Here is a 25,015-nt window from a genome sequence, read left to right on the forward strand (position 1 = left end):
TCACCAAATCGTTGCTCCTTTGCTTCAAGAAGCATATCTCGAATCATCTGACCGTCAATGCCAATCGTTGAGGAAATGTAGCTTATGATTTCTCTGTCATGGCAATCCATGACAAAGGCCAACCAAATAAGTCTTCCATCCCAACAACGAATTCCTAAAATATCGGAACACCATCTTACATTGCTTTTTAATGTGATGATTTTCCCTTCATGGGTCCGTTTTAACCTTGGAGCATTCCTTTGTAAAAGTAGATTTTGTTCCTTCATGATTCGGTAAATCCGCTTATGGTTCACACGTGGCAAACCCTTGTTTCTATTGATCCGATTGACGATCGCCGTAATTCTTGGATACCCGTAGGTAGGTCTATCATGGCAGACATCTTTAACCGTCTGCAAGATATGCTCTTTGAATTCTCTGATCGAAGGTTTTGTTCGGCGAAGACGATTCTTATAGTAAAAAATCGACCGAGAAATCCCTAATGCGGAAGCGATTCTTGTCATTGGAAACCTTCGATTCCTTCCAATGGCTTTTGCGAGATCAGTTTTTTTTTACGAGCAAGGATGACCGCTTCTTTGAGAATCTCGTTCTCTTCCGTCTTTCTTCCGAGAAGGCGTTCCAAATTCTTTATTCTCTGTTCGAGCTTTTTATACTCTGATTCAGGGACCAAGTTCTCTTCATTCTCGATTCCTTTGCTTGCACCGTTTTCCATAAACCGCCTCCACTGGAAGAGCTGACTGGGGCATATATTATACTTTCTCGCAACTAAAGAAACCGAATTTCCCGGTTCAAATGTCTCTTTTACTATCTGTTCCTTTTCTATCGACGACCATCTTCTTCTTCTCTGAACAGAGCTGATTACGTGGACAGTATCATTGATACTAGTACTATTCATAGCATTACTCCTATTGTCTCGGAGCTATCTGAGGTGTACGGTTTTAAGTGGGGTAACTACACACCTGACCACACTTGGGTCGATACGGCATCGACAATAGTACCACCGTTGTTTAATATATAATCAAGTCCACCGACCCTCGAATCATTTTGACGAATCGTATTCGTTCCTACTAAACCTGCATATTTTCCATCCTGAAGCTGATCATGAGTTTTTCTAAACCAGTAAACACAATAATCAGCTCGCCCAGGCATATCTGGATACCTTTCCCTTATTAGATTTACATATTCATGATCCATTTCCATTTTCATTTTATTTTTTGACTGATATGGAGGATTTCCGATTATTACATCCGCATTAGGCCAAGGATCTAATATTGCATCAGCGCAATATATGTTTTTATTTAGCGTGTCAAGAGGTAAACCTTGATCTAGAATTAATCCTAAAGAATCGAACGGCTCTATTCTCTTATTCCATTCGGCAGATAGTATTTCTTTGCCAAGCATCATTGTCATCTTCGCTACTTCTACTGCTATCGGCTGAATATCAATACCATAGAATTGCTTAATGGAAACTTTAGATAGACCTAATTTTAAATGTTTTGTTGTTTTAAAGTTAAGTGCAATTTTTTCGATAATCATGAATTCTATATCTTTTAATACTTTAAAGGCTACATACAAAAAATTTCCACAACCACATGAAGGATCCAGAACTTTGAAATTCGACAATTCCTCTAATAGAATTGTTAGCTCGCCTAAAGTTTTTGCTTTTTCAATTTTTGCCTTCCAAGGTTTAATAATAGTTGGATTTACTATTTTTAAAATATCAGGCTCTCTTGTAAAATGAGCACCGAAGGTATGTCTTTCCGTTGAAGTTAGCGTGCTTTCAAATAGAGAACCAAAAATTACTGGATTTACATTTTGCCATTTTTTTTCAGAGGCTTCTTTTAGAATTTCTAAAGATTTATGATCTAAGTCCAGCGGATCAACTATTTCAAAAAGTCCACCATTAAAATATTCAATTTCTCTGAACCGTCCAGCAGGTGCCTGTTTTGGTGAAGCCATTTGCTTGAACAAAGAACCAAACAAATCGAAACTACTTTCACCCTTTAAGCAATCTCGAATAAGTTTTGAAAAAAATCCATTTGGCAGTAAGCCAAAATCCTCGGAAAATAATGCCAACACACATTGTAGCAAGAATCTTTGTACCTTTTGTCGATCCTGACCTAATTCATATACTTGATACTTAAAAATTGTTCCAATGAGTTTCGCCGCTTCTTCGGATATCTCTTCAACGTTATTTCTAAATATAGGTTCCGAATTATTTGGAAGTAGAAAGTTAAATGCTGTTAATCTATCTGGTAGTTCCTTTAAGTAAATCTCGTCAACAGGTGATAAATATCGGTAAATTATAAACTTTTCAAAATTGCAAAGAATAATATACTCTGGTTTTTGCGCCCCTTCACCCATTATTGTCTCTGGATTCATCTCTATCCAATAGTCGCGCGCTTGTGGAAAATGAGTTTCTAGATATTTCTCACCTTTCTTTTTCATTTCGATTAGTACTCCTGGCCGCTTCGGAGGTAACCATATACAATCTGCAAATTTAGTCTTGCCAGTTGAAAACTTAATTCGGGTTTCTAAGGAACCATTAGCTTCGATTATTCCCCCATGGCCAAAAGCGCGAAATAGTCTATCTATGTATAACTGGGCTTCACCTTTTTCGTCTCCTTTTAGATTATTTGCAAATTCTATAAATTCTCTAATTGATTCTTTTTGCATAATTTAAAGCTCACATATTTTTTATTTAATATTTTTAATAAATTCTTTTTCACAATTAGAGTTCTAAAGACTCTATATTAAGATTAATTTTGCCAATGGGCGAATAGAAGAAACGTTCTGAAATTTATGCAATTTTATCTAAATACAAAAAAAATTTTGTTTTGGCTTTGGCCTTTTTCGACTTCCAATAACGTGTAATTCTGTCACTGAAACGCTCTTCCATTTTATATGTTCTGGCACATCGGTAACACTACAAACACGAGACATGGGTTACACCGTTTCGTTGTAGTTGTTTTCAAAGAGAATTCCAACAAACAATGCAAGCATCGATTAGATCGTCGGATACTAAGTAAGCAATCCAACCTGTAAAAAGTATCAAACCGAAACCAAGCATAAACATGATAAAAAGAAGAGCGTAACGCATTCCTTTAGATAAATCTGGGCTTAACGTCCCCGAAAGATTGTTTTGAGTGATGGTGAATGCTTCAAGTAAGAGCGACATACCGAGAATAATGTATAATAGCTTGTGCTTTTCTAAATCAAGATTTGCAATGAGAATGAAACCTAAGATAAAGACAACGGCAATGCGGCCTACTGACCAAGTGCCAAGGTTTAATATTACTTTTTGTTCTTTTTCAATATCCATGATTTTCTCATTGTTCTATATTCAATGAAATCGTCAACATTTCGAGCTGGAGTTATCCCCAAAAATCATATAGCCAATGTTAGCCCTTTTTCGATAACTTCATTCAACACCATTAAGTATCTTTTCAATTCTTTTAACCCTTCCTTATTTCCCCATATAAGATTTCAAAATAGATAAATCAACAGGAAGGGTCGGAGAGCTGTCCCCTTGCAATAATCCTGAATCAGCTCTTCCGAAGCGAGCTTGTAAAACTAAGTTACGATCCTCTTTATGAAGCGCTTCTTCTTTTAACATAGATAGATAAACATGACTTAGCTGAAACCTTTCTTTAGCATCTACTGAAAGATGATAATTACTCAGCATTAACTTAATTGCGATTCGTAACAGGTATAAGAGAGTAGAAATAGCAATACCAATTAGAAGTGTACCTTTGACCCCTTCTAATGAGATTATTTCCGGTTTCCAATGCTCTGGATAAAAAAAGAATATTGTACTTGTAAATGCGATTGTCAGAATGCCTAGTCCGATCGAACAATTGCGCCATAAATCTCCTTTACTGCGGTAAAATACTTCTAATTCTTCCCAGTATTTTGCCGACCAGAAATTCTAAGTTTCTCTTCGTAATTAAAGAGTACTTCACTAAATTTATCCTTATATGATACTTCGAAATCATCGATTCTCTTTTTCTGTTTGGCTTGTTCTTTATCACTTGAATTTTTATATTCTACCAATGTCTTGTGGAATTCTTCTATAATGTTATTGCTTTTCGATATTGTATCGAATGTTGACTTTTGCATTTCAGAATTCAATTCTTTACCCTTAATGAATATTTCCTCAATTCCACCTGGAAAGTATTGCGGATTATCGAGTAGCAATGTTTTGATATAGCCCGAGAAGTATTCTTTGTTTAATCGATTACCATTGAAATTTCCTCTAAAATAATCCATAATTGCATTTGCCTCGGTCTGAGTCTGTGGATTTAAAAAAAGAACTTTCATTCCTAAATCTGTTTTGCTATTGAATTTAATTAAATCATTATTCTGAATATTATAATGAATTTCATTTAATATTGAATCAAATTGAGATTGATTTTTGGTTTTAGAAAATGATTGAATTGAATTGTTCAAATTCTCATACAAATTATTATAATATTGAAATAATCCAGAATTATTTCCAATAAAATTATCCTTCCAAATATTTACTTCTTCTTTTAAAAAAGATAATAATTCTTTTGATTCTTTAAATTCGACAAAAGAATTGCCAAAAGGTATTTTCCACATTCTATGATTTCTATTAAAAATTAGATTGAACTCTTCCACTCGGAATCTCCAATTATATTATCTGAATATTCAGAATATGAAGGAATTAAACTAAAGGCAATAAAAAAGCAAATTACCTATTAGGAATTGCCTATGAATAAATTTGATAGGAGTCCGAATAACTTCGAACCGAGTCCAGAAATATAAAGAAAAATCCCCCCAAAGATCGAAATCGCTCCGCCAATCACAAAAACCAGAATCCAATTCTTCACCGATCTCCCGAATTCCGCGTCCGCCTTACGGGATTCTGCGACTTTCATCCAGTAAATCGCAAAAGATTTTTCCCGGAAAAACGCGTCTAACGCCCTTCTCCTACCCTCTTCGTTATCCTGACAGATTTGTTCGATTTCAACGGGATCGTTGGATTTCTTTCTCTTAGAATTGTTTTCTTTTAAGTACTGAACTTCCGATTTGTAATCGAAGATCGGTTCATCCGGTGGCGTTGAGCAATTCGAAAAAGAAATGAAACTGAAAAGAAGGATAGAAAGTATTTTTCTCATTGTTTTTCCTCCGGAGAGAAACCCTTCTTACCGATGAACCCGATCGCCGCGAAACCGGCAGCCATACCTATCGCGGCTTGAGGCCAATCCGCTTTTTCGAGAAAAACACTTATAACAGAACCGAGTACGATTAAAATTCCTAGTATCGTTGAAATGATTCCTTTAGTAGAGTTGTCGAGAAGATATTTCCATAAAGACTTTGCGTGTTTTACCAAGATCAGATTCCTCCTTGAGTCAGGTAAATATAGGAAGCGCGCTTCCCCGCGTTTTTGTCTCTTCCGCAATGAGCGACGAGCTTCGCCGCTTCATATCGGTTATAAATTACTTTTTCTTTGTAGCCTGTGTTCCAGTTACCGTTTGAATCGATAACGTTGTAAAACTTCACTCCATCGAAGATTTCGATTCCGGTTAGAACGATGAAATGTCCCGATACAGTAAGACTCGTCCCAAGCATGACAGCGCGGCCACTCCGAAGAACCGAATCCAACTCTTCCCATTCTCCGTTGACTCGAAGAGTCACGTCGACTTTGAATTCGTTAAGGATTTCTTTTAAGCCTTCCGCATAACACTCTAAGAATCTTCCGAGTCTAATTTCAGGTTTTGATTTCCAGAGACTTGCAATCCACTGAAGTTTTGGATTTTTTAGAATCTTTTCTCCGATTCCTTTTTCGCCGAATCGCGGTTCCATCCAATCGATGAACCAACGAACAACATCTACGGAAGAAAATTCCGGAATTACTGATGAGGCGAGGACCATCGCGGCGATATAGCCACAAACCGAACCATATTGAATCGGACCGACTGCTTTTATTTTGCTATTTTGTTCGATACCCTTTAAAGCGGATGCGTGAATCAAGTTCTCTCCTCCTTACTTTCTTGGAGAAGAACTGCGAGCGTTGAACAAGTCGTATTTAAGCGATTGATCGAGTCGCCTAACGTTCGAAGCTCAATTTTGATTTCTTTTAAATCGTTTGCTTGATAGCTGAGGTCTCTTTCGAGCTGGTTGGCTTTGTTTCGTGCTTCATAGGCGACTTGGAGCGCTTCGTTTAAACGGGAATGAACGTGTTTTACAAAGTATCCGATACCGGAAATCACAACGCCGGCAACGTAATTGATTTGTTCTTGAGAAATCATTCTGAAATCTTCTCTTCGATTTCTTGCCACCTCGAAGAAACATCGAGGGACAAAAGCTCGTTTGGAGATAAAGAATCTATTTCATCGCGTAAAGTGGTGTTTATGTGTAAAAGAAATCTCCACTTCTTGCTGATTGCTATAGCTAACGAGTCGATTTGAGGATACGAAGTGATTTCGTGATGAGAATTATCTTTTCGAACCCAATAGGAAATTGGAATTCCTCGAATCCAGTCTTGGAGTACAAGACCTATCCGGTTCGCAGAGCGTTCGCTTGTTTGAAATTTACTACCTTCAAATTCAACACCTTCTTCGCATTTCTCAGCGTACTTAGTAAAGAGTTCTCGTTTTCTTTTTTTTCTTAATTCATCCAAAGTTATATCAAAAGGAACTTCCCACTCCTTTTCCGGTTTTTCAACGAGCTTTCCCTCAAGAACTTTCATTCTCGGGACCGGCCACGTTTCAAAAATGAAAAGAAAAGGATCTGCTTGGCACATCTGATGCCAACCGAAAGGAATGTTTGAATCTTGCGATTCTTCAAGGATCTTGTTTTCCTTGAGGTTTACTAAAAACATTAGGGAATATATTCTTTCGCGTTTATGTAAGTCGTTACTCGAAGAGAACGGTCTTGAGTTTTACGACCGCTTCGAAGTGGACCATAACCTGAATAATTTCCAGGAGCCGAAGTCGAGTCAGACGTTGAAGTTTGATATGCCATGTAATCGAACGGAGTGTCGAAACCTCCCCATAATTGAGCGTTTGAAATTCCTGCGAAACGATCAGTATAGGAATGGTTGTGGACTTGCAGAGTATCTAACATTCGTCCATTGCTTAAGAACCCTGGCGAAACGGTGTCCCGGTTTCGAAGAACAGAATCAAACACTGGCCGCCAACGAAATGAAGAATTACTAAGAGCGCCTGATACAAGTCTCCGATATGGATAAACTTCTATATATGCGCCGGTGATTGTCCCGATCGGATTTGTCCCGCCGGAATAGGATACTCCGATTTTTAAAGAAGAAGGGTTCAGAGTATTTGCGATGCTTCCGTTTGTGAATTTAAGAAGCATGTGAGTTCCCGCAGGGATTTTTCCAGCGCCATTCCCGATGTCTGATACGGCGCGAACGACAAACGCGTAATTGTCGATGTGAGTTGCATTCACCGCAACCGGAGAAATTCCGTCGCTTGATTTAAACATGGCGTAGTAATTTACATCATCGAGGATCATCGAAATCAAACTCGAAGTTGCCGGATTGGAGCCGCTTAACGTAAGCTCGACGGAATTGTTTGAATCGTATTTTGTGGCCGCAGTAACTTGAAATGTATCAATATAAGTTCCACCGCCAAAAGGATCACCTGTTCCCCATTTAATACCACGCAAGAATGGACCAAGTTGAGGCCAATTCGCATCCAATCCGTTTGAAACATCCAACGCGATGTCAAAGAAAGGCTTTTGGGGGGACGGATTTATTCGGTTAAGGGTGGAAAATAAAGTAAATTCATCGATTTGTCCTTTGAGTCCCGATGAAATAAACTGTTTCGAAGTTGTTTCAGTGATTGCGTCGGGTGAAATTCCAGAAGAAGGAGCGGCTCCAACATCGTAGTAACTTAAAGAAACGATTCCAGTATGGCCGTTTACCGAAGTAACATTACTCAGAAGAACCGAAGGAAGTTGAGAAAGAGGAATTTTTCCGGAAACGAGATCCGCTTTAGAAGTAAGTTGGTTTAGAAGAGTAGTTGCAAAATGCGGATCGTTGTTTAGAGCGTTTGAAATTTCTTGAAGTGTATCAAGCACGCCCGGTGCACCATTCACAAGATCGGCTTTTGCCTGGGTTATAGCCGCATCAACTAAAGCGATCACCCAATCTCTACGGGTTGCGTGTGAATCTAGGGAAGGTGCAAGAAGTAAAGAAAGAGAACGAACGCCGGTGACGTTATCTAGAGAATCGATTTCGATACCGGATTCCAAAACTTGAGTCGCAGAATCTCCGGATTTTAATAGTTTTGAACCTGTGAACGGATTTAGAATCCCAAGTTTATTTTGATCGAGCCATTCTAAACATTTCTCTAAAACAAGATTTCCAATGCCACCGAGCTTTCCTAACCAGTAATTGGAGAATACTCCAATCATCCAAGAGCCGCGACCCATCGTCGTTCCGGCGAGACGCGTTTCTAAATCGTTAATGACTACAGGATCGACTGATTCGTTATTTCTCGAAATCGTTCCTGTGAGAGTGAAAATTCCCCAATATGGATATTCAAATTCCCCCTGACGATTTACAAGTAAGTCCCATTCATACACTTTTGGTAAAAGTCCGCGTGTCATTGCAGGAGGAATTTTGATTACGATTTCTTCATGTTCCCAATCCGCACCTTCATCCGTTGGAAAGGGTTCAATCGAAAGTAAGATTTTTGACGAAGAGGAAGATTCTTTGATTTGGAAAAGAATATGTGCAACGGGGGAAAAAATATTCTTTAAACCCCGTAGACGGATTACAGTGGATTCGTTTTGTCTGACTTCTAAAGGAAGATTAACTCTCAAAAAACGTTACTCGACTTTGAGTATGCCGCCATACTCAAAAATCGCGTTTTTCCCTTCGGGCCACTTTGGATCCTCTCTTTCGACCAAAATGTCGAATTGCAGAATTTCTTTTTTTAATTTCGAAGTTTCGGTTTCATTCATCGAAAGAAAATACCCATTCTCTTGAACCTGGGTTTCGAACTCACCCCGCTTCAAAAAAGAACCGTCATTTTTAAGCATACCGAATGAAGCGAAAACAGTCGCGCCTTCGAGCAAGTTCGAGGGAAAGAAATTTTTAAAATTTCTTCCTCTTTGAATCGTGAGCATTATATTTTTCAAGGGAAGTAATCCGTAATCCACTGGATGAGAATCCAGCGCATCAGCGCGTTTCCGGGAGAAGTCCAACGAAAATTGAACTGACCACTGCCCTGGTCATCGATGACTTGAAAATCGGAATTTCCATCTCCATAAGCGCCAATCCCACCGATACAAGTTCGAACGTTATACCAAAGTAAGATTCCTTTTTGTCCGGCGTAAGATTCCATTCCCAAGGTGCCGGAAGCGTTGTCGATTGCGTAATCTCGTTCTCGGAGAGAGAACTTTGTCCATTTAACAAGGTTAAGAAGTGGATTCAGTTTTGAATTGATCGTTGAATCCGCGCCCGTTCGAGTATTCACTTCATTTGATAAAAGATTCGAAAGCGCCGAAAGTTGAGAAAAATTGATTCCGTCTAACGGATTTGTGCCGGGTGCTAAATTGATCGCTTTGTGAGAGTTGAAGTTTAAATTCCCTTCCATCGGAAGAGAGCCATCCCTTGAAAGTTTAGAATTTAAGGCGACGTATTGGATATAGAGATCGTTTTCAACGGTCTTACCTCCACCTACTCCGTTATACGCGTTTATATACCGAGTTCCAAGATTCACGGTATTTGGAACGACTACTTTCATCGTAGAAGGGGTGATATTCACTTGAGGTCCGATTGGTTCAGATGTAACCCTTGATTGAAGATTTGCAGGAATCTTATCTTCTAAAACGCTACCTTTATAAATTCGGATTGAGCCGTCATCCACGGGTCTTTCGTTTAATCGAAAACCTCTTCTTCCATCGAGTTCGGGAAATTCTACAACTTCGTGTACTTCCCCGAGGATTTCTTGAAAAACGAATTTACCCGTAATCTCATCATATCTCCAGTTTATATCTTGTCTTCCGGAAAGAATCGGAGGAAGAGCCATTACCTATTCCTTGCAATGTAGCGTAACGTTTCAATTTGCGAGAGATACCCCGTCAAATATTGTTCTAGGGTTTGTTTGCCGCCAAAGGTGAGTTTGCAGTTCTTTTTAGTGGGTGCGTTATTGTATTCCACTTCCACGAGTGGAACGGTATGAGTGATGGAAGTATTTGACCGGACCCGAAGTTGGTCGAAATACATGACACAATCGGGAACGTTTTTGAAAATAAAACCGATCTCGACGATTCTTTTGATTTTTAGGGAAGCAATGTTCCAAGGACAAGGAATCCAAGTTGCTTCTAACTCGATCGGAAAAGATTTTTCATGTGTTTTTCCGTTCTCGTCTACTATGTAAAAAAGAACCATACCGTCGGGGTTTTGGATAAAGTCGTCTTTGACACTTGCGTAGAGGTAGAAATGAATATCGGTAAGGCCGTTTTTGCGTTCGTTAAAAACTTTTTTGTAAACTACATGATCGGCACCGGAAAAGATGAGCTTGTGACACTTTGATCCAGAAATCAGAGTATCGTTAGTAAGTTCGGTGTGAAGTTTACTGGAGTCCGAGGAAGTCCAGGAAGAAAGGGAATCCAGATCATCGATCGTTTCATAATAACTTTTTTGTGGGAAGGCGATACTGTAATCGCCGAATTCATAATAGCGATACGGAGCGTTTTTGATTGTGATTAAAACTCGCGGCTCTTTGTGGATTTCGAGTAAGTTTTTACAAATTAGAATCGCTATTTCTTTTGTGAAAGACGCAGGGACTTCAACGCTTTGAGTTTTTCTTCCCCATTTTTTTTCGGAAGATTCATTCAGTTCCGAATAGAGTTTTGTAGTGCCGGACCCTTCCTCACTTTTTGCAAATATCTCAATGTAGTTCCAAACCCAATCACGATCGATCTTTACATCGATGTCGTTGAAATCCCAACCAACCGCGAGCTTATCAATTGGTTCTTCTTTTTTCTTTTCAAGAAAGTAAAATCCATCCGAGTTGACTCCGCAATACCAAAGCCCTCCTAGCATATCGACTAAAAGTTCGATAAACTTATAAAGGGACATTCCTTCGAGATAGAGTTCACCGAGTGTCGTTATACCGTACGTGGTTTGGATGAGATTCGAAGCATAAAGGATCGGAACTCTCTGACCGTAGGATTTAAAGACTTGGTTCGCGAGTTCTGAAACAAGTGTAAGAGGATCACCCCACTCTTTGGGGAGAATTTCAATAGTTCCGAGGATTCTATTCTGAGAAACAACGGACGGGTTGTGAATACGAACCGTTAAAGAATCGATAACTTCGACAACTCTGAATTTTCCTTCGTTGTCAGAATCGTCCGTATCCCTTATATACAATACTTGATCGGGTTCTATGTTAGCAGTTTGCAGGTTTTGAGGGTAGGAAACGTTCGCGCCGAGGTAGAGAATTGCGTCTGTTTGATTCTCACCTCCAATTTCGATTTTATGAATGTTCCACTTATTGAAATTGGAAATCGTCTCTCCTTCGAGACGTTTAATCATCCCATAGGATTTGTAAGAAAATCCTTTTTTAGAAGTCGAGGTTTGATCGGGAGTATCATAGAGATACGCCTTCATCACGGACTTGGAATCTATTTTAAGTTTGTAAGAAGCAAAGTCTGGAAGCGGAACTTCGGGCATTTCTGCAAATACCAGTTCGCCGGACAAAGGTCCGAACTGGTTCACGGTGTTTCTCATCGAAGAAAGTTTCGGATATTGAATCCCAAGAGGGAACTGAGAGAGAACAGAACCCGCAACTGACGAAAGTTGAACGTTTGAGTCTTCTCCTGTACCGCCGGAGTATTCCTGGAAGATCGTTGCGTCGGTCGGTTGACCTTTACAAGACGTTCCATACGTGGATCCGAATCCTTCCGGAAAACCGGATCTTTCACCGTGGCCGTAAACAGCCGATTCGTCTACAATGTATCCCAAAGTTTATGATTCATAGCGCGTCCTGTGTCTGATTCTTAGGCGTATGGGTGCATTCACCGCCGAAGAATAAACGACTCTGTTTTTACCCGGACGAAAGACTAAAAAACTTCCTCCGGTCCATATTAGATTATTGTGAGAATACGTGATCGGCTTCGAGTCGTTGATTCTTCCTCCGATTCGAACCTCTCCCCTGACGGAGCTGATCGTCATGTATTTGTTTAGTTCGGTTGCATTCGAAAAAGATAAACTTTGGATCCGCTGAGTTGCAAATCCTTGACCTTCCTCGTCTTCAAGGTCTAAGGAAAAATCTGGATTGGAATTACTTTCTGCGATTAAGTCGAATTCGGGATAGCCGTCGAGAGCGTATTCCGAAGCGAGATAGATGTCGAAGTATCCTCCGGAGGAAAGATATAAAAAGTCTGTGTCTGATTCTTCGTTATCTTCAAAAAGAACGTCCATGAGAATCAGTTCAATATTTGCTTCGCTTACGATTCGTTTTTCGGAACCCTTGTCGAATTTTTCAGGAATACTCGAAATTTCTACACTGGCACGACGTGAGTTTTCCACATCGATTAGGTAAATCGGCTTTTTACCCGTTAAAAAAAAGTTCGCAAGTTTACTTCTAAACAAATTGTATTCAAGATCGGAACTGAACGTTTTCGAGTAAGGAAGAGAAAGTTTCCGCGTGGAGATCACGTTGTCCGATTGATTCTTAGATCCCCACTGACTGTTTCTTGCAACAAGCGCCTCCGGAATATCGAATTTCGTCGGGGAAATTCTCCAAAGCTGATCGAGCGTTTCTGTAAGTGTTCGTCCTTTAGAATCTTGTAATATAAATTTCAAACTAACCCAAAACGCCGGTTTGCGTAAGACGTTTCAGGAGTTCGTCAAGAAGGTAGTCGAGCATCGCTTCCTTGTCGATTTGAGAGTAGTTTTGAGAGTGGTCCATCCACTCGATGTGAATATTCGGATTTAGAATATTCGATTTTGGAATGAGGCTATCCGAAATATCTTTTCGAATGTCATTCCATCCAGTCTCGGGAACAACAACCTCACGCGGAGTTAAAAGAGCGGGAACCGAATCTTTTCCGGGTATTCCACCTTCGACAAGTCCACCAATAGAAAATCCCATCCAAGGTGGATAGTTTTGAGATTGTGCGGCGGACAACGCAAGTCCCGAAGCAGTCATTCCCGCTCCTGCTACAATTCCACCAAGAACCGCACCCGTAGCAACGCCAAGAGCGGGCATCGTAAGCATGGATGCGCCAAGAGTTGGTCCGGCCAATGCGGCACCGGCGGCCGTGTATCCTGCAACGGAAGAAGCGAAAGTGATCGCACCTTGAACAGCCGATTGAGCAATTCCAAAAGCGGCTTGCGCCACTTGTGCTTGTTTGTTTGCTTCGAAAGCGGTCTTACCCGCTTGCCATTCGATGTAGCTTGTGAGTTTTTTTGCGTTCTGTTTGTCTTGTTCTGCCTTTGCAGTGGCGGCAACTTTGTCCGCTTCAATTTTCTTTTGCTGTTCGGCTAAAGCCTTTGCCTTTTCTTCATCCTCCTTCTTTTTCTTAGTATCCTCAGCATCATGGTCTTTGTTTGCTTTCTCAATTTGCTCCTGAGTTTTTTTATCGTAGCGGTCTTTTAAGTCTTGTTTGTCTTTTTGTAATCGATCAAAGAGTTCCGCTTTTCTTTGATTGAATAACTCTTCGTCTAAATTCTCTTGTTCAAGAGCCGCGATTTGTGAGTTGTATTTTTCTTCGAGCTTGAGTGCGTCTTCGTTGTAGAGAGCTTCGTTCTCTTCTCTGATCCTTTGCGCTTCTGCGTCTCTTCTTTCCTGCTTTCTTTCTTCATACGCCTGCTCGGCTTCTTCCATCGCATCGAGCTTTTCTTGAAGTTTTGCGAGTTCTGCGTCTTGAGCGGAAAGATACGCTTGAAGATTCGCATCGACGATTCTTTCGAATGCTTGTCCATAGAACTGAACCTGTTGGATCTGATTTTGACTTTGAACCTGAACAAGTTGAGCCTGAGCTTGTAGGACTTGAGTTACTGGAGCGGAAAGAAAAGCGACAGCACCGGCGGCCGCTTTTCCCCAAGCAGTGACGGATTGTAAAAACCCTTGAGACTTATTCGTCGCTACATTGATCTGCTGAGAAATTTCATAAATTTGGGATTCTGTTTGAGTGAGTGGTCCGGTATTTTGTTCCCACTCAGATTTGAACTTTTGAAGTTTAGCGGAAATTTGATCGAAAGTTTTAGCATCATCTAACTGCGCGTGAAGTTTAATACCTTCTTTGGGAGAAAGTGCGCCGGAGCGAACCTTTCGATCGATTTCATCCCTTGCGCCTGCAAGAAGTGAATCGAGTTCCCGTAAATTCTCAGGTTTTAGTTTTAAAACGACGTCGGGAGAAATGTTGTATTTTTTTGAAATTTCCCTGACAACTCGTTCAAGTTGTTCTTTGTTTTGAATCTGGTTTATTGAAATCGATTTTCCATCCAGAGTCAGAGGAATTCTTGCACCTTCTTTTTGCGAAAAATCGTTGAGTTGTTTTTTTAAATATTCAAAAGACTGAGATTCAAGCGTTCCAACGATTTTTACGGTTGTCGGATTTGCTTTCCAAAACTCTTCGATGATTCTTTTTTGTTCTGACAAATCCTCTTTAAGCTTACCCTTTCCTCCTCCGCCTGACGGAGAGGCAGGAGCTTTCGGACCTGAGTTTTCTTTATTTATTTCTGAAAATGCTTTTCTCCAACGGTTTACTTCTTCGCTGGATACAAACTGCTTACCGGAAAGCCAATTCCGTTTGAAAATTTTCTCGGTCTCTTCTGCTGTAAAACCGAGGTTCTTTAAATTCTTTTGTAGTTTCTCAATCTTTTGCTCACCCACCGCATAACCTAAGTTTGCGGCTCCGGCGAGTTCATTGATCGCGTTGTCAGCCGATTCGAAATCTTCTTTGAACCTTTCTTTAAGCGTTCTTGCTTTCTCTTCGGTGTCTTTTTGTTCCCCTTCCCTTCTGTATCTCTCTACGATGTCGATCGTAAATACAAGTGCAGTTGCTCCTAACGCAAATGGTCCAAGTATTTTTGTCCAATTCGCGGCTCCGGCTATTCCTGCAAGTTCTAAACCTTTTGTGATTGTAACAAGGGATGCGTAAAAGGTAAGTCCGGCGGTTCCGGCTACTGTGAGAGATTTTCCAAAATGAGAAATCGAAGGACCAACGTTTAGAATTTCAATTTGAGTTTTTTTGATTTGAGCATCGATTTTTTTCCACTCATCCGATCCTTCCGGAACGCGGGCTAAGGATTCTCTAAGAAGTATAATTTCGTTATCTAACTTTTTTACCTTGTCTCCATTGGAAAAAAGACCGGGTAAAAAAGAGAATCCGTCGCTTCCTAAATTTAGAATTGGAAGAAGTGATTCTTGATAGAGTTTTCCGAGTGCAACTTTTGTTTCATTCGAAGACTTGTCGAGTCTACCTAATGCACCCGCGTAGCCTTGCGCCTGTTCTGCCGCTCTTCCTTGAAAGGCTTCCGTTTCGCGTAACGTTTCATTTAAAAGGACTTGTCTTGCTTGTGCGCTTTTGGTAGCGTCATTCAGATCGTCCATTTTCATGCCGTGAATTTCGAGCATCTTGGAGATATTCGTCTGAATTCCGGTTGCATCCGAAAGAATCGAATTCCCCGCTTTGTAACCTTGCGAGACTACTTCGATCGATTCCGCCAAAGAATAATTGGATTGTCTTAGAACAGACCCTATGTCCGCATTCGCTCGGATGAGCTTTGAGGCTTCCGTAACGCTGTAACCCATCGATGTAAAATTTCGCATCGCTCCGGTTACGGCTTCTTTGTTCAAATTGAGTTCATTTGAAATTGCACTAACAGCCGATACGGCTTCGGGAATTGCTTCTTTTCCGAATTTGTATCCAATAACCGCAGAAAGCCCGCTCATTGTATTCTGAGCTTTCTGGGCTTCGTCCATGAAGGACTTTACCTCGCTTGTGATAACTCGGGTTGTGAATCCACTCGCAAGAGAAGCGAGGGCAGTTTTTAAAGAAAGGGTTTGTTTGTTAAAGTCTTCACCGGACTTTCTTGCTTCGTCGAGTTTCGCTCGAACGGACTCAACTCCGGATTTAAGACGGTTAAACGAGTCTCCTCCGATTTGAGACTTGCTCATTCCATCTTGGAATTTTTTGAGCCTTGATTCAAGACCGGCGATTGTGTTTAAGGATTGCCGATATGCCTTCGGATCGATTGCGATCGCGTTATTCGCCGTTTGACCAAGATCTTTTATCTGAGCGACAAAATTTCGTGCATCCGAGACAGCATCGTTAAAAGCCTTTTGAAGCGGCTTTCTGTCTCCGACGAGAGCAACGTTTACCGTAGCTTGGTTTTTATTCAGTTACTACTCTTCGCGTATCACGATTCCGTTTTTCCTTAATGTATGTTCTTCTTTTAGTTTTTTCCAAAAATCAGCAGATTCGGACTTTGCTTTCCAAAACGCTTCTTCGTATTCTTCTTCCGATAGTTTCTGAGAAGGACGAACGAGCTTCAGAGAAGTCATTTCCTTATCGATTATTCCGATTCTCTTCGTAATTTCTTCCGCAAATTCCGGTTTCAAATAAACAGCTACGACGAGCCTGTTCCTATATTCCTCTAACTCCAAATACTTGAGTGCGAGAAGTCGGCTTGTCAGACCGTGGTAGTTAAGTTTTTGAACCGTTTCTTCCCGAACTCCGGAACGAACGAGCTTCATTTTCGCAAGCACAAGCTCCGAGTCGGGATCTACTTTTTTACTGCGGACTCTCCGGGATTTCGTTTTGTAGCGAGTTCTATTTCGTTTAGGAATTTGAATACGTGCGAAAAGTCTGGATAGAAAAAGGGAATCCGGTTTAAGACGGCGATATGTTTTTCAGATTCGAAAACGGTAACTTGGAATTTCTCTCGAAGTAGTGTTAAAATCCTATCGCCAAACTTCCGAGCTTCCTTTTGTTTTTTAACGAAGAGCGTACAATCATTTTCGGAAACGTACTGTGTTAAATCTTTACAGAAGTCCATGAAAGAAACTGCATCCTCTAAAACGAGTAGCTTGTAACTTTCGTAAAGCTCGGAAATTACATGATTCGTTTCGTTAAACGCAGTCGTATGTTGCTCAATCGCAAGTTCCAATTTGTCTTGAATCTTAGAAAGTCTTTCATGTAGCCCGATTGTCGATACATGGATCGGGAGCGTAAATTCACCACCGCCCGGAAGGACGATGGATATTTCGTTGTAAGGTTGGATGTTATACGACACTTAAATCCCCCAGATAGTAGGCAACGGGGAGGCCGCGGAACGTTGTGTTTGGATCCACGAGGGATTCAAATTTTAGTTCCACCGAAAGCGGTGTCTTCCCATCGAATTCCCATTTCGGTTCGGGGTAGAGCATCGTATTCGGTAAAATCAAAAGATCCATCGGATCAAGCGAGCGAGTTCGTGGAGCGATGAGTCCGGTTAAGTGAAGTTCCTGACCGTTCCCGGCCTCGATACTGTCCCACATTTTAACGGTCCGGGCCGCACCTTTGATGTTTCCGGTAAGAGAATCGTAGTTTATTAGATACCCTTTGATTACTTTTTGAATCACTTCTTGCACGGGTTCAATGATCTCAATCGTCGTCGTGACCATATAACTGTTCAGAGTCTTCTTGAACGATTGCGCTCCCATCTGCATGGCGACATGTTCCGCGTATCCGAGTGACTCTTGCATAGTAGCTTTCAAGCTCATCCCTAGATCCCACATGTCCGCAATCTTGAAAGTTGCACCGACTGCCGGAACCGCTCCGATCGGAGCCATCAGTTCCAGGGAGTTTGCTCCCGTTATGGTTTTGATTTTTTTAAGTCCCGGTAAATTCCCGATCTTTAGATACTGACCAACTGAAAGTCTTGTGAAATCCGTTCCGGTTCCGGTAACTAAAGCGTCGTTAGCCGATATGGATATGGTTCCCGGTTGAATTGGAGTTTTAGAAAGAGGTCTTCCAAAGTCTGTCGAGATTGGACTGATTGACCCGGTAGGACGACCTATTACCGCCGATCCTTCCGGCGTTATTAAATCTTCAAGTGCCATTTGTTAGCTCACTCAGGAGAGCTTTGTTTCACGTTTTGTTTTGGTTTTTCCAGAGTATTGTTTTTTGGTTCGTAGAGCTTAAAGAGCGGATCTTTTAGAAACTCCTCCACTTGAGATTTTGGGACGCGGACAGTTACATCTCCGTTCCTGGTCGATCTAAGAAGTGTTACCTGTTCTTCATTCATTCTTCCTCCTTTTATGAAATAAAAAAGCTCGCGTTGTATCGATACTCGCCATTCAGAACTTGGCCGATGAGTCGAATTTCTTTTCCTTGAATCACTCTCAAGGTGATCGGGGGAAGATCGACTTGAGTTTTTCCTTGCGGGAGATTTTGCGGAGTCGGTAAACTTACGTTATACCTTTCGTTTAATTTTTCATACAGATCAAATGCCAGGTCTTTCGATCTTGGAAGAGTCTTTGCTATGCACAAAAAATCGATCTGCGTCTTCGAAAACGGATCGGGGTTAGTTGTAATATTATGAATGACTAAAATCTTCTCTACGGCCTCTTTAGGGGTCTCTACGAAGGGCTGAAGAATGTTTGTATAGGAAGAAAATGAAGGCTCAAGTTTCATCCAATCAACTAAGTATTCAATCAAATATCTGTGAGTCGTTACGTCGCTCATCCGAAAGTCTTTTCAAAGAGATCGCCAAAATGATCGGACACCTCTTCAACAATTTCGTTTGAGTTAACTGGTTCTTGAAGTTTCTCAATCCAACCGGGTCCAGTTCCTGGCTGTTTTCCTTTGAGTGTGATTGGATTTCCGGCTACTTTACTTTCTCCTGACTGTTGCACTTCCGCGTAGGGAGCTTCGTAAATTGTTCTTGCTTCTAAGTCTGCGATGTCTGCTAAAGCAGGGGGTAGTTTAAACTGTGATTTATTTTTAGAAGTAACTTCTTCTTCGTCTTTAACGAGTTTGTCACCTACATAGATCGAGTAGGCGCCTTGCATGTATCCAGTTTGTCTCTGAGGTTGAATCCCTGTTTGAGAACTTGCAACTTTGGCCGGAATTCCAAGGGATACGATCTCGAACGCTTTTTTTGCGATCTCAATTATCTTTTCCGGGAATATCTTCCCTAGTCTTTCTTTGAATTCTTTGTCGTCTACTTTCCAACCCTGACTCACTAACCCTCAATCTCGATATGATGAACGTTTTGATTGGCGTCGGGTGCTGGATAGAAGTAGAGAATAGAAAGGTAGCGACCTCGAATTGCAAAGTCTTCTTTTGAAATTCCTTGCGGCCACTTAATTAAGTCGGTCGGTCGAATGTCCTCATTTGGTAAAATAACTGCATAAATGGTCGTATATGCGATTCCGTTATCTGAATTTCTAATTCTCGTCTTCGGCTTCCAACTTTCGGCAAAGATTGTAATGTGTTCGGACCTTTCTTCATCGAGTGAGCTATCTGCAACGTTGTAAACGGGTCTTAGAATTTCGAAAGGAACCACTATGCCACGCTCCTTTCGGGGATCGCCTTACCTTGTTTTTGAAACCAGGATCTTGCGAATTTTTCGTTCGATCGAGAAGCAATGAGAGCAAAAAGTTTCCGGTTGGTAAGGATCAAAGGAAATAATCGGTGTGAACATCTTGGATGATACCCCGGTTTTTCCTTTTCGGTAAGAAGTTTAAAAACGCCTGCCTTTGCTAAGGTCAGGTCTGTCGTATATATCTCGTCTTCGTGAGGTTTACAAACTTCTGCAGTTGTGTTGTGTCCGGGAACTGTGTATAAAACGATTCCGGCCCGAGTCCCTTCCTCAATCGAGGCCGTAACTTGGCTGTCTGTGATTCTTGATCTTGTTACGAGCTCCGCATAACTCTCGATTTTGAAATGAATCGGGTTTCCGTTTCGATCCAGGATTTGAATGTATTTCTTTTCTAAGAGTTTGGAATTGAGGCGTTCTAATTTCTCGAATTTCTTTTTACCAAATTTTTCTATAAAGAATTCTCTTGAATCTTTGTCTCTTGGAGAAAGAATTCGCGAACTTTGACTTTTCGAAAAATCTGATTTGTAAAAAAGCTCGATTACATTTTTCTTCGAAGCCGTCGGAGTTCCCGATTTCAAAAGTCCTTTGGCTACTGCTTTGGATAAGTCGGACTCCGTTAGAGCGCCTTGTTTCGAAAGTTTAAAGTAAGTTTGAAACATCATTTTGGATTGTTTGATCGCTACTCTAAAATCATTTGCCGCGTCCCGGATTAAGACCTGCAATGCTTTTGAATCGATCGGGGTTCCGGCAATGTTCATCCCCGATTCTAAAATCAAACTTTCCGAAATACTTCTTCCGTATCGGTATGTTTGAGAAAGAGTATTTCCGATCGATTCGTAGAAAGTGTTTAAGACGTTATCATAGAGGGTGAGAATCTTTTTATATCTTCTTTCTAAAAAACTAAGGTATTCTTTTTGATCGGGTGTCACCTTAGAGAAATGATTCTTTGTTTTCCAAGTGATTTCTACGATTGAAGATTCCAATTCGCGAATAGCATCAGAAAGATTTTCAAGCAAAGTCTCCACTTGCCTTCTGCTCATTTCGCGGAGTAAATCATCGTGAATTTGCATTTAGTAAACCGATACTCCCGAACCCGTCCGGAAAAGTTTACCTGTAGTTCGACTCCCTTCTTTTTTTACAAATTCGTAAACCGATTCCGGGATGTCTTTCACGCTTCCGTTTTTGTAGGTGTAACTCTGATCGGAAATCGAATACGATTGAATGCCGTTGGCTCTGTTTTCTGCATGTTTGTTTGTAGGAAATTTGAATAACTCCAAAGCGAAAACGATTTGAGCTTTTTTTAAAGTTTCCTCGCTAACTCTAGAGTAATCAAAGGATTCGGAATTTTGAAGACGTAAGTAAGCGGTATTCAGCGCTTCTCTTTTTCTTTGAATGAGATTTGCGAGTTGTCCGACCTTGTTTTCAGGGATTCGCCGGAACCGAATAGGAAGATCAATTTCAAATTCAACCGGCGAAATGACCGCGTTTGAATCATCCAAAACGGATTCCACTTTTACAAGTTGGGATTCTAAATCCAAAGTTTCGCCGGGAAGTAACGGAAGAGTTCCTAAAAACTCAGTTCCAACCCCGGTAAGGATTTCTCCTTTGGCAGTAACTATTCCTTTTTGAAAATACTCAACTCTTTCAGTATCCCTCCAGAGTGTTCCTCCAGAGAAATACTGTAAGAAATCATCGGACTCTTTGATTGTAACAAGCCCGACTTTCATTTTTAGTTTTGCTCCTCTTTTTCTTCGATTTGCTTTTTGGGATTCTGAGCTTCCTTTGATTCCGGAATTCGAAAATCCGGGTGAGCCAAAAGAGAATCTAACTGGCTTTCGTCGGCAAGTAACCCGACTTCGGAACCGTCCTTGAGTTTTTTATACACTTTGATTAGGTTTTGTTTCATGTGGGTTAAGCCGCCGCGAGAACTCTTCCGATTCGTTTCTGATTGATTACTTCCCCACCATAGAGAATGTCATTTTGGACTTTGACACGGAGACCGTCCGACCATACGGAAACTCGTACGGGAAGACCGGCCAACATTGCAACAACGGATCTAACCCCTGTTCCTTCCGGCATTGCTTTGTAAGCTCTTGCACCGAACGCAATCGCAGAAGGAGAAAAGGCTACCATTGAGCGAGAAGGAATCACCGTGATTACTGCGTCATCCGGAACAGCGCTTCTTAGAGGTCCGTCAAAGTAAATCTTTGTCGTAACGCTTGCCGTTTTTTCGGTTCGGATCACCGTATGAAGAGGAGACCCTGTTTCTCCGGCGACCGTGAAAACGTCTCCTGGCCGGATTGGTTTTAAAGAATCGTTAAAAGCATCAACGACCATTTCAGAATCACCGGCCGCATATCCGCCGGAGTGGTTGACTGCCCCTGCAAGATCGGTCGGTGTATAGGATTCGATCGCGTGGTTTTCGGATACGTTGAATCCGAGGGCGCGGGTGATTTTTCCGTCTCTCAGTGCGCTTGTATCTCCGGATTCGTTCGCTTTGAAAAATTCCGGGATAGAAAGAAGAGATCCGTAATCATCCGGCGCACAAACGAGTTGTTTCTCTCCGCTGACTTTGTTATTCGACAGCATCGTTCTGAGTTTGACAACCTTGTCTTTATCCAAGCCAGTCCTTGCATCAACGATGTTGTTCGTCTTCAATGCAAGGTTATAGATAAACTTGTTTACCGTTGAATAAAGAGAAAGAGCCATCGGTTGCGCGTATTTCTCAATCAGGTCGTACGGGCTAAGAGAAAGCTCTGTGGACGTGAGTATGATTGTTTTCTTTTTGGATTCTGTAAGTTCTACTTTCTTCGCTTCCTGATGAACATCGGTTGCGTCCGGATCTTCTTTCGGATCGTAGTCGTCTGCGTCTCCGAAGTCCGGGGTTATCGGAACCGTAACTTTGTCCCCTACTTCCGCGAGCTTTTGTTCGATGGATCTAGAAACTTGATTTTGTAAATTGAGAACTCCGGAATCAAGGGCGTCCCACCCATCAAACCAGAATTCAGGAAAGAGTACGTCTTGTCCTGTGTTAGACATTGAACCTTCTCGTTAATCAACGATGATCGTTTGGATTCCGGCTTTCATCTTTTCGAGCCGTTCTTGTCTTACTTCCGGTTTCGCTAAATCGGAACGCTTATAGGCAACCTGTCCGGTTGTAGTTAAGCGACCTCCTTTCACAGAAGTCCCGGAACCTGGAATTAAATTAGATTTGAGAAGGTTTGCGTTAGAAGGTAGCGCAAGCCACTTGGCGGCCGCCTCTTCCGGGTCCAGTTCTTGAACCCCAGCGCCGTCCCCAACATCGAGTTTTAAGAGAACCTTAAAACTTCCGTCTTCCTTATTCTCAACTACAGTCGGTTGACTGATCGCTTTCAAAAGAAGGAGAGCTTGGTTTTGGTCGTAAAGATTGTGTTTTGAAAGAGCAGAGTAAAGTTCCGTATTGATCGACTTTTCACGAAAAAGAATTTCGTAACGTTCTTTGCTTTTTCTTTCAGATTCGATCGCTCCATTTAACTTCTTTATTTCAACTCCGAGTCTTGCGGCTTCTCTTTCCTTCTCAGGTAGTTTTTCAAGTTCGAGCTGTTGCAGTTTTTCTTGAAGTTCTTTTAATGCTGGATTCTCATCCTTCGCCGCTTCTTCGAGAGTCTTTAACTTACTCGATGCGGTCCTATATTCGGCAGATAATTTTCCAAACCCCTGAGCAAGTTCCCGAGGTATATTGTATGTATTTCCACCGAACTTGAACTCTGCGAGTTCAGTCTCATTGTTCCTTACTGAATCACTTCCTCCTTCGATACTTTGCCCGTTCTCTTCTGTCTCACCTCCTCCTGATCCGTCTCCTTCTCCTGCTTGTTTTAAAACTCTGGAATACTGGTTCCAAAACCTCATCTATGCTACCTTATCTCGGCTACTCGCCGTTCGCGTTTGCGTTTGTGTCGGGGCCGCTCCCCGTAAGTTTTGTGTTTCTTGATTCTTTTCTTCCATGTCGGAGGAAGAGGCCGTATGATTACTTTCTTGATTAAAAAACTTCTCCATAAAACCGGGAAGTTGTTCATCATTGGTAGAATCGATTTCAGAATAGAGTTTACTCTTTTCTGTTTCGCTAAGGTCCGAGAAAACTTTATTTACGATTTCTTTTGCGATCTTCTTTTTAACTGCCGAATAATTCAGGCTTTCGAAAATAGAAAGTAGAGTCTTTACGGTTTCTGCAATGTCGATTGTTTCGAATTTTTTTTGATACGAAATCTTGATTTGATCTTTTGAGACGGAGGTTTTTTGCCAGAGAGCGAAGAGTTCGAAGATTTCTTTTTCGCACTTTTCAAGGCGGGTTGCGCCTGAATGTAAAAATGCTTTTGCCTCTCGAAATTCTAAAGACTTTGCAATTCCTGATTGCGGGCCGGTCTTTTCTTGGTCTTTGTCAAGACCTACTTTTTGAAGAATCTTTTTACAAAGTCTTTCAACAACGATTCCAAGACCTGTAAGATCCTCAATTCCGGGTCCTATAAATGAAGGAGCGGAACTTGATTCTTTGTCGTAAGTGATAAAAGAAAGGGAACCGATTCCTTCTTTTTCTAATTTTTCCGGGAGAACTCCGGGATAGATGAAAACCTTAAAAGCTCCGGAATAGATGACTTCGTCCTCAACGGACAAGAGGTTATAAATTTTACGATCGATAATCGCTATATCTTCAAAGATTGTCTGATTGATCGGCCCTGATTCGTTATCGGACCAGGATACGAAGACTAAAGGAACCCGGCCGAGTGAATGCGGAACCAGCTCACTTGCTAAAATCTTTCCGTCCTTATTTCGAGTAAAGTCTTGATAATATTCTTTTGTCCAAAGACGATACTGGACAATTTTAGTTCTTTCTTGGAATGGATCTTCATCTTCTAAATACGAGTTATCAAGAAGAACCCATAGTAAATATCCTTTCTCATCGATTGAGAAGTCTCTAATCTGGCCTATATCATACAAAACGCAATACGGCCTTAATCCTTGTTCAGTAACGTCCGCTTGAGTTTTTACAGTTTCAGGATCAAAGACCGGCGAATCGACAAGAACCGCGCAGGTGCAAAGTAGCGATTTGGTTGCTACCTCTTGCATGAATTCATCTATACTTTGACGATGATTTACGTTTTCGAGGAACGGTTTTATAGAATCAGGAATATCTCTGGTCGGAGTCGTATCGAAAATTAGTCCGGTAAGGGCTTCAACGATCGGAGAAGTGTGGTTTATAAAAACTGATCTCTTCTTTCGGTTCTCATATGAAAATGAATTTTCTTTCGAGTATTGAAAGAGGTGGTTTTTGTCTATGTAAGAAAGGCCGCCAAGAAAGGAATCTAAGATCAATTCCCAAGCTGACAACTTGGAAGAAATATCCGGGTGTCTTCTTTTTAAAATGATTTCGTATTCGATCGTCTCGGACATGAAACTTTTCTAAGGCTCTATTTTTACTGTATTTCACAGGTGGAAAACAGT

General features: G+C 41.1%; 28 protein-coding genes and 1 pseudogene. All 29 read right to left on the reverse strand.

Annotated features, from left to right (window positions below):
* On the reverse strand, positions 1 to 500 hold a 500-nt coding region (locus DLM75_RS24585; protein ID WP_206610871.1), incomplete at its 3' end, for an IS3 family transposase.
* Positions 497 to 892, reverse strand: coding sequence for a transposase (locus DLM75_RS24590; RefSeq protein ID WP_206610872.1), 396 nt, complete (start codon positions 890 to 892; stop codon positions 497 to 499). The genes DLM75_RS24585 and DLM75_RS24590, both read right to left, overlap by 4 nt.
* Before the next feature lie 56 nt (positions 893 to 948).
* Complete coding sequence (locus DLM75_RS21985; RefSeq protein ID WP_118970660.1) at positions 949 to 2,673, reverse strand: DNA methyltransferase; 1,725 nt, start codon at positions 2,671 to 2,673, stop codon at positions 949 to 951.
* Between the two features lie 295 nt (positions 2,674 to 2,968).
* Positions 2,969 to 3,319 carry a hypothetical protein gene (locus tag DLM75_RS21990; RefSeq protein WP_118970661.1) on the reverse strand — a complete coding sequence of 117 codons (351 nt, stop codon included), beginning with the start codon at positions 3,317 to 3,319 and terminating at the stop codon, positions 2,969 to 2,971.
* A gap of 144 nt (positions 3,320 to 3,463) precedes the next feature.
* Positions 3,464 to 3,856, reverse strand: a pseudogene (locus DLM75_RS24755) (DUF6161 domain-containing protein); the annotation flags it as partial.
* A 35-nt stretch (positions 3,857 to 3,891) separates the two neighbouring features.
* Positions 3,892 to 4,638: a hypothetical protein gene (locus tag DLM75_RS22000; RefSeq protein WP_118970663.1), complete on the reverse strand. Its 747-nt coding sequence runs from the start codon at positions 4,636 to 4,638 to the stop codon at positions 3,892 to 3,894.
* Positions 4,639 to 4,718: 80 nt separating this feature from the next.
* Positions 4,719 to 5,138: a hypothetical protein gene (locus tag DLM75_RS22005; RefSeq protein ID WP_118970664.1), complete on the reverse strand. Its 420-nt coding sequence runs from the start codon at positions 5,136 to 5,138 to the stop codon at positions 4,719 to 4,721.
* Positions 5,135 to 5,353 (reverse strand): hypothetical protein, encoded by a 219-nt coding sequence (locus DLM75_RS24760; RefSeq protein ID WP_118970665.1) that lies wholly within the window; start codon positions 5,351 to 5,353, stop codon positions 5,135 to 5,137. The genes DLM75_RS22005 and DLM75_RS24760 overlap by 4 nt, the downstream gene beginning before the upstream one ends.
* A gap of 2 nt (positions 5,354 to 5,355) precedes the next feature.
* Positions 5,356 to 5,994, reverse strand: a complete 639-nt coding sequence (locus tag DLM75_RS22015; protein ID WP_118970666.1) for a hypothetical protein — start codon at positions 5,992 to 5,994, stop codon at positions 5,356 to 5,358.
* A complete protein-coding gene (locus tag DLM75_RS22020; protein WP_118970667.1) occupies positions 5,991 to 6,272 on the reverse strand; it encodes a hypothetical protein in 282 nt (93 codons plus the stop codon). Before DLM75_RS22020 ends, DLM75_RS22015 begins: the two co-directional genes overlap by 4 nt.
* Positions 6,269 to 6,712 carry a DUF4376 domain-containing protein gene (locus DLM75_RS22025; RefSeq protein ID WP_147456687.1) on the reverse strand — a complete coding sequence of 148 codons (444 nt, stop codon included), beginning with the start codon at positions 6,710 to 6,712 and terminating at the stop codon, positions 6,269 to 6,271. Before DLM75_RS22025 ends, DLM75_RS22020 begins: the two co-directional genes overlap by 4 nt.
* A gap of 131 nt (positions 6,713 to 6,843) precedes the next feature.
* Positions 6,844 to 8,811 (reverse strand): hypothetical protein, encoded by a 1,968-nt coding sequence (locus DLM75_RS22030; RefSeq protein WP_118970669.1) that lies wholly within the window; start codon positions 8,809 to 8,811, stop codon positions 6,844 to 6,846.
* 314 nt (positions 8,812 to 9,125) lie between these two features.
* Positions 9,126 to 10,022 (reverse strand): hypothetical protein, encoded by an 897-nt coding sequence (locus DLM75_RS22040; RefSeq protein WP_118970670.1) that lies wholly within the window; start codon positions 10,020 to 10,022, stop codon positions 9,126 to 9,128.
* The gene (locus tag DLM75_RS22045) at positions 10,022 to 11,962 is read right to left on the reverse strand and encodes a hypothetical protein (RefSeq protein WP_118970671.1); all 1,941 of its coding nucleotides are present in this window, start codon (positions 11,960 to 11,962) and stop codon (positions 10,022 to 10,024) included. The genes DLM75_RS22040 and DLM75_RS22045 overlap by 1 nt, the downstream gene beginning before the upstream one ends.
* 3 nt (positions 11,963 to 11,965) lie before the next feature.
* Positions 11,966 to 12,805, reverse strand: coding sequence for a phage tail protein (locus DLM75_RS22050; protein ID WP_118970672.1), 840 nt, complete (start codon positions 12,803 to 12,805; stop codon positions 11,966 to 11,968).
* Between the two features lies 1 nt (position 12,806).
* A complete protein-coding gene (locus DLM75_RS22055) occupies positions 12,807 to 16,127 on the reverse strand; it encodes a primosomal protein (RefSeq protein WP_241548016.1) in 3,321 nt (1,106 codons plus the stop codon).
* A 228-nt stretch (positions 16,128 to 16,355) separates the two neighbouring features.
* Positions 16,356 to 16,706, reverse strand: coding sequence for a hypothetical protein (locus DLM75_RS22060; RefSeq protein ID WP_118970674.1), 351 nt, complete (start codon positions 16,704 to 16,706; stop codon positions 16,356 to 16,358).
* Positions 16,707 to 16,735: 29 nt separating this feature from the next.
* Entirely contained in the window at positions 16,736 to 17,245 is a 510-nt protein-coding gene (locus DLM75_RS22065; protein ID WP_118970675.1) for a hypothetical protein, read from the reverse strand.
* Positions 17,235 to 18,053 (reverse strand): hypothetical protein, encoded by an 819-nt coding sequence (locus DLM75_RS22070; RefSeq protein WP_118970676.1) that lies wholly within the window; start codon positions 18,051 to 18,053, stop codon positions 17,235 to 17,237. Before DLM75_RS22070 ends, DLM75_RS22065 begins: the two co-directional genes overlap by 11 nt.
* Before the next feature lie 8 nt (positions 18,054 to 18,061).
* On the reverse strand, positions 18,062 to 18,238 hold the full coding sequence (locus DLM75_RS24510; protein WP_167731801.1) for a hypothetical protein: 177 nt from the start codon (positions 18,236 to 18,238) through the stop codon (positions 18,062 to 18,064).
* 11 nt (positions 18,239 to 18,249) lie between these two features.
* Positions 18,250 to 18,627: a hypothetical protein gene (locus DLM75_RS22075; RefSeq protein ID WP_118970731.1), complete on the reverse strand. Its 378-nt coding sequence runs from the start codon at positions 18,625 to 18,627 to the stop codon at positions 18,250 to 18,252.
* A gap of 47 nt (positions 18,628 to 18,674) precedes the next feature.
* Positions 18,675 to 19,178: a hypothetical protein gene (locus tag DLM75_RS22080; RefSeq protein WP_118970677.1), complete on the reverse strand. Its 504-nt coding sequence runs from the start codon at positions 19,176 to 19,178 to the stop codon at positions 18,675 to 18,677.
* Complete coding sequence (locus DLM75_RS22085) at positions 19,178 to 19,501, reverse strand: hypothetical protein (protein WP_118970678.1); 324 nt, start codon at positions 19,499 to 19,501, stop codon at positions 19,178 to 19,180. Before DLM75_RS22085 ends, DLM75_RS22080 begins: the two co-directional genes overlap by 1 nt.
* Positions 19,501 to 20,607 carry a hypothetical protein gene (locus DLM75_RS22090; RefSeq protein WP_118970679.1) on the reverse strand — a complete coding sequence of 369 codons (1,107 nt, stop codon included), beginning with the start codon at positions 20,605 to 20,607 and terminating at the stop codon, positions 19,501 to 19,503. Before DLM75_RS22090 ends, DLM75_RS22085 begins: the two co-directional genes overlap by 1 nt.
* Positions 20,608 to 21,264 (reverse strand): hypothetical protein, encoded by a 657-nt coding sequence (locus tag DLM75_RS22095; RefSeq protein ID WP_118970680.1) that lies wholly within the window; start codon positions 21,262 to 21,264, stop codon positions 20,608 to 20,610.
* Between the two features lie 2 nt (positions 21,265 to 21,266).
* A complete protein-coding gene (locus DLM75_RS24515; RefSeq protein ID WP_167731802.1) occupies positions 21,267 to 21,443 on the reverse strand; it encodes a hypothetical protein in 177 nt (58 codons plus the stop codon).
* Positions 21,444 to 21,448: 5 nt separating this feature from the next.
* Positions 21,449 to 22,576, reverse strand: coding sequence for a P22 phage major capsid protein family protein (locus DLM75_RS22100; protein WP_118970681.1), 1,128 nt, complete (start codon positions 22,574 to 22,576; stop codon positions 21,449 to 21,451).
* Positions 22,577 to 22,588: 12 nt separating this feature from the next.
* Positions 22,589 to 23,425 (reverse strand): hypothetical protein, encoded by an 837-nt coding sequence (locus DLM75_RS22105; RefSeq protein ID WP_118970682.1) that lies wholly within the window; start codon positions 23,423 to 23,425, stop codon positions 22,589 to 22,591.
* Positions 23,426 to 24,964 carry a phage portal protein gene (locus DLM75_RS22110; protein ID WP_118970683.1) on the reverse strand — a complete coding sequence of 513 codons (1,539 nt, stop codon included), beginning with the start codon at positions 24,962 to 24,964 and terminating at the stop codon, positions 23,426 to 23,428. It lies immediately after the preceding gene.
* Between the last annotated feature and the right edge of the window lie 51 nt (positions 24,965 to 25,015).

Origin of the sequence: Leptospira stimsonii (assembly GCF_003545885.1) — a bacterium.
Taxonomy (GTDB): Bacteria; Spirochaetota; Leptospiria; order Leptospirales; family Leptospiraceae; genus Leptospira; species Leptospira stimsonii.

What these genes read in the sequence shown, in the direction of transcription:
- DLM75_RS24590 (WP_206610872.1), bottom strand. Translation starts at nt 892, where the DNA reads ATGAATAGTACTAGTATCAATGATACTGTCCACGTAATCAGCTCTGTT.
- DLM75_RS21985 (WP_118970660.1), bottom strand. Translation starts at nt 2,673, where the DNA reads ATGCAAAAAGAATCAATTAGAGAATTTATAGAATTTGCAAATAATCTA.
- DLM75_RS21990 (WP_118970661.1), bottom strand. Translation starts at nt 3,319, where the DNA reads ATGGATATTGAAAAAGAACAAAAAGTAATATTAAACCTTGGCACTTGG.
- DLM75_RS22005 (WP_118970664.1), bottom strand. Translation starts at nt 5,138, where the DNA reads ATGAGAAAAATACTTTCTATCCTTCTTTTCAGTTTCATTTCTTTTTCG.
- DLM75_RS22020 (WP_118970667.1), bottom strand. Translation starts at nt 6,272, where the DNA reads ATGATTTCTCAAGAACAAATCAATTACGTTGCCGGCGTTGTGATTTCC.
- DLM75_RS22025 (WP_147456687.1), bottom strand. Translation starts at nt 6,712, where the DNA reads ATGAAAGTTCTTGAGGGAAAGCTCGTTGAAAAACCGGAAAAGGAGTGG.
- DLM75_RS22040 (WP_118970670.1), bottom strand. Translation starts at nt 10,022, where the DNA reads ATGGCTCTTCCTCCGATTCTTTCCGGAAGACAAGATATAAACTGGAGA.
- DLM75_RS22055 (WP_241548016.1), bottom strand. Translation starts at nt 16,127, where the DNA reads ATGAGCAAGTCTCAAATCGGAGGAGACTCGTTTAACCGTCTTAAATCC.
- DLM75_RS22060 (WP_118970674.1), bottom strand. Translation starts at nt 16,706, where the DNA reads ATGAAGCTCGTTCGTTCCGGAGTTCGGGAAGAAACGGTTCAAAAACTT.
- DLM75_RS22070 (WP_118970676.1), bottom strand. Translation starts at nt 18,053, where the DNA reads ATGGCACTTGAAGATTTAATAACGCCGGAAGGATCGGCGGTAATAGGT.
- DLM75_RS24510 (WP_167731801.1), bottom strand. Translation starts at nt 18,238, where the DNA reads ATGAATGAAGAACAGGTAACACTTCTTAGATCGACCAGGAACGGAGAT.
- DLM75_RS22075 (WP_118970731.1), bottom strand. Translation starts at nt 18,627, where the DNA reads ATGAAACTTGAGCCTTCATTTTCTTCCTATACAAACATTCTTCAGCCC.
- DLM75_RS22090 (WP_118970679.1), bottom strand. Translation starts at nt 20,607, where the DNA reads ATGCAAATTCACGATGATTTACTCCGCGAAATGAGCAGAAGGCAAGTG.
- DLM75_RS22095 (WP_118970680.1), bottom strand. Translation starts at nt 21,264, where the DNA reads ATGAAAGTCGGGCTTGTTACAATCAAAGAGTCCGATGATTTCTTACAG.
- DLM75_RS24515 (WP_167731802.1), bottom strand. Translation starts at nt 21,443, where the DNA reads ATGAAACAAAACCTAATCAAAGTGTATAAAAAACTCAAGGACGGTTCC.
- DLM75_RS22100 (WP_118970681.1), bottom strand. Translation starts at nt 22,576, where the DNA reads ATGTCTAACACAGGACAAGACGTACTCTTTCCTGAATTCTGGTTTGAT.
- DLM75_RS22105 (WP_118970682.1), bottom strand. Translation starts at nt 23,425, where the DNA reads ATGAGGTTTTGGAACCAGTATTCCAGAGTTTTAAAACAAGCAGGAGAA.
- DLM75_RS22110 (WP_118970683.1), bottom strand. Translation starts at nt 24,964, where the DNA reads ATGTCCGAGACGATCGAATACGAAATCATTTTAAAAAGAAGACACCCG.